This is a genomic window from Christiangramia aquimixticola (assembly GCF_048285835.1).
Taxonomy (GTDB): domain Bacteria; phylum Bacteroidota; class Bacteroidia; order Flavobacteriales; family Flavobacteriaceae; genus Christiangramia; species Christiangramia aquimixticola.
The window spans coordinates 1-4,679 of the sequence record NZ_JBLVTL010000010.1 but is presented as its reverse complement, the minus strand read 5'-3'; the positions used below and the strand labels follow the sequence as shown (position 1 = coordinate 4,679).

The following is a 4,679-nucleotide window of genomic DNA, read 5'->3' as shown; positions in this document are numbered from 1 at the left end:
GGAACCGATCCTGATCAAGCTTCTTTTTATAACTACGAGATTACAAGAACCTGGACCGCAACAGATGCGGCCGGAAATAGTTCTTCTCAATCTCAGAAAATCACCGTTTCTGACGCTAGTGCTCCAACATTATCCGGAGTTCCTGCAGATGTAGCTGTTAGTTGTGATAATATTCCTGCTGTGGCTACGCCATCAGCTAGCGATGTGTGTGATTCTACCCCTGCTATCACCTTTGCTGAAACTAGTACTAAAGGAACCGATCCTGATCAAGCTTCTTTTTATAACTACGAGATTACAAGAACCTGGACTGCAACAGATGCTGCCGGAAATAGTTCTTCTCAGTCTCAGAAAATCACAGTTTCTGACAACTCTGCCCCAACAATTACCTGTCCTGCAGATTTGACAAATGTTCAGGTGGATAGTGGTGAATGTTATGCTACTATTACTTTAATTGATCCAACGGTTAGTGACAACTGTGGACCAGTAACTATATCAAACAATGCTCCGGCAACTTTTAATATTGGAACAACGACAGTTACATGGACGGCAATAGATGCTTCTGGGAACAGTATTACCTGTAACCAAAAAGTAACCGTTATCAGTGCACCAGTTGCAGTTGATGATTCAGCAAGTACTCCTGAAGAAACTGCGGTAACCTTTGCGGTAATTGACAATGATACAGATTGTGATAATAATATTAATGTAAATAGTATTACTACCGAATCTGGAGTATCAAACGGTACCTTATCTTTTGATCCATTATCCCATAAATACACCTATACTCCAAACGAAAACTTTAGCGGAACAGATCAGTTTACCTATTCGATAGAAGATCAGGATAATTTAACAAGTAATACTGCTACAGTTATTATTACTGTTACTCCGGTTAACGATCCACCGGTTGCGGTAGATGATATTAATGAAACTTTTGAAGATACCCCTCTTACTGTAAATGCAGCAAATGGTGTTTTAAGTAATGATACAGACCTGGATACAGACCTTGCAGACCTTTCAGTTACAACATTCACCATTAATGGAACAACGTATAATACAGGGGAAACTGCCACCATTGCAGATGAAGGCAGCTTGACTTTATACCCTGATGGAAGTTATACTTACAATCCTTTCCAGGATTTTACGGGTGATCTTTCCATTGTAGTTTATAAGATTAGTGACGGTAACCTTTCTGATAACGGTATATTGAGAATTAACGTAAAACCGGTTAATGATGCACCGGTTGCTGTTAACGATGTTGCTAATGCTAACTACAATACAGATGTTGTAATAAATGTTCTGTTTAATGATTATGATGTAGATGGGGATAGTTTCGAAATAGAATCTGTAACTCAACCTACCAAAGGTGGTGGAGGTGCACAGGCAGGATCGGTTACCTGGAATCCAGGTGATCGCACTATCACTTTCACCCCGCCGGCCGGAACCGATACTAATGGTAATTATTTCTTCACCTATACAATAAAGGATTCAAAGGGTTTAATTTCTGAGCCGGCAACTGTAAGAGTTGCTATTCCGCATAAAGAATTAGCACCGGAAGCTTATCCTGATTCATATACTACGGCGGAAGATATCACTCTGAATATCTCTACTTCTAACGGATTGTTAGCGAACGACTATGACCCAAATGGAGATGATTTATTTGTTCACGATTTCGGCCTTCAAAATAATGTGGGAGAAATAACTTCACCTGTATTGGCTGGAGGTACCTTAGAATTGACTGAGGGAGATCTGACTATTAATGAAGATGGTAGTTTAAGCTTTGTTCCGGCAACAGATTGGAATGGAACCATTCCTACTATTGCTTATAGATTAAAAGATAGAGAAGATCTGGCTACTAGTAGATCTGTTTATAGCAATGTTATCATTAAAGTGACTCCTGTTAATGATCCTCCGGTTGCAACACACGACAATTTTAATGGTCCGGAAGATGAAGTGGTTACAGGGAATGTCATCACAAATGATAACGATTTTGGAATAGATAGTGACCCGGACAATGACCAGCTTGAATTAACAAAATTTGTAGTTGACGGTGATACAAACGAATACTTAGCCGGTCAAACTGCAACTATACCGGGTGTTGGTAGCCTTAGAATAAATGCGAATGGTGACCTAACGTTTACTCCTGTTCTTAATTATAATGGAAATGTCCCTGATATAACTTACACTTTAAGTGATAATGCATTGACTTCTGAAGCTGAAATCTATATTAAGATTAATGTAGAAAATGATGCTCCCGTTGCCAATGACGATTCACTTAATTTACCAGAAGGAACTGAAAAAAACGTAGACCTTGCTACAAACGATACAGATGTTGATGGAACTATAAATAAAGCATCTATCATTATTACTACCAATCCGACCCATGGTACACTTACCATAAATGATGATGGAACGGTAGATTATAAGCATGATGGATCTGAAACTACTTCAGATTCCTTCAAGTACACGATTAAGGATAATGAGAATGCAGTATCCAATATTGCGAATGTTAGCATTACAATAACTCAGGTTAATGATCCTGCCACCTTTACTGGGGATGATACAGGTTCTGTTACCGAAGACGCAACCAATCCAACCCTGGAAGAAACTGGGACTTTAATTGTTACAGATGAGGACTCGGGCGAAAGCACATTCCAACCTGGAAATGCTACTCCTTCTGCAGGTGCTTTAGGACAGTTATCCATTAATTCAGCAGGTGTTTGGACTTATACAGTACCTAATGCAGATGTGCAGTATCTTGGAACCGGGGAAAACGAAGTAGAAACTTTTACGGTAAACAGTTTTGATGGTACTCCATTTGATATCGTAATTACCATTATAGGTGTGAATGATGCACCTGTAGCAGATAGTTCTGTGATTACCGTAGCTGAAGAGAGCGAAAATACTCCGTTAGGCTTAGAAGCTCCAACAGATGTTGAAGGTGATGTACTTACTATAACTGTAACCGGTTTACCAGGTTTGGGAACTGTTACCCTTGCCAATGGAACTCCTGTTTCACTTTCTCAACCTTTAAGCATTGCAGATCTGGAGAATTTACAATATGATGCTCCGGCAGATTATACGCCTGGTGATGATGCAGGTGATTTCACCTACTCTGTTGCTGATGCATATGATACTGTATACGGAAGTACTGATATTAATATTACTCCGGTAAACGATAATCCGGTAGCAAATGATGATTATTATATCATCGTAGAGGATGCAGATGCAACTACTCTTAACGTACTGGCTAATGATTCTGATGTTGACGGTGACGCAATCTCTGTTACTTCAGTTGGAACTGCAACTTATGGTACAGTAAATCTTACCGGTGGTGTAGTTACCTATGAGCCTAATGATGATTTCACAGGAAAAGATACTTTCACTTATACCATCTCTGATGGAAATGGTGGAACTGATTCGGCTACCGTTACAATCGATGTTACTCCGGTAAACGATAATCCGGTAGCAAATGATGATTATGATACCTCAATCTCTCCAACAACTCCTTACTCTACTGAACGAGGAGTTGGAATAACCATAAATACTATTGGCTTAAATGATACTGATGTAGATGGAAATATAGAACCATCCACTATTATTTTAATCGACCCAACTGATAATTCCAATACAGGAAACTCTTCTACTCCCCTGGTGATAAGTGGTGTGGGAACTTATACCGTAAATTCAGATGGTGATGTTAGTTTCACTTCAGTTACCCAATATGAAGGTCTGGCGAATGTAAATTATACCATTCGGGATAATGATGGTCAGGTTTCCAATACTGCAACCGTATTTATTCAGGTATTAGAAGATCCTGCTATGACTCTGGTTAAAGATGGTACCTTCAACGATACTAATAACGATGGAAATGCCGATGCAGGTGAAACCATCTCTTATACCTTTACGGTTACCAACACTGGAAACGTAACACTGACGAACATCCAGGTTACCGATCCTAAAGTAACTGTAAGCGGAGGACCTATCAGCCTTGCTCCGGGTGCTAGCGATGACAAAACCTTTACTGCTACTTATACCATCACCCAGGCAGATGTAGATGCTGGAGAAGTGGTTAACACTGCCGTAGCTAATTCAGATGAAACTACAGGTCCGGTAAACAGTAATGAGGAAAAGACTCCGCTTTCTAAAGAAGCGAAACTTACTATTACCAATGTGGTAGATCTAACAGCGATCGATGAGCCTTCTACTCTTACTTACACTATCTCTGTAGCCAATACAGGAAATGTGAGTTTAACAGGGCTTACGCTTACCGATGATACTACCACTGCTACCCTTAAATCAGGTGACGATGGGAATGGAATACTGGATGTAAATGAAACCTGGATCTTTGAAGCTACTTACAGTGCTACTCAGACTGATATCGATGCAGGTACTACCCTTTCGAATACTGCAAGTGTAGTAACCAACGAAGTACCTGGTCCTACCAGCGCTACTGCCAATACTACCATTGATCAGAATCCTCTTATGACACTGGTTAAAGATGGTACCTTCAACGATACCAATAAGGATGGAAATGCCGATGCAGGTGAAACCATCTCTTATACCTTTACTGTTACCAACACTGGAAATGTAACACTGACTAACATCCAGGTTACCGATCCTAAAGTAACTGTAAGCGGAGGACCTATTAGCCTTGCTCCGGGTGCTAGCGATAATTCAACTTT

1 protein-coding gene is annotated in these 4,679 nt (G+C 40.1%); it reads left to right on the top strand.

Going from position 1 to position 4,679, the window contains the following annotated elements; genetic code table 11:
* Positions 1-4,679 (top strand): beta strand repeat-containing protein (locus ACNKXV_RS13220; protein WP_417908214.1); only part of this gene is annotated, 4,679 nt, incomplete at both ends.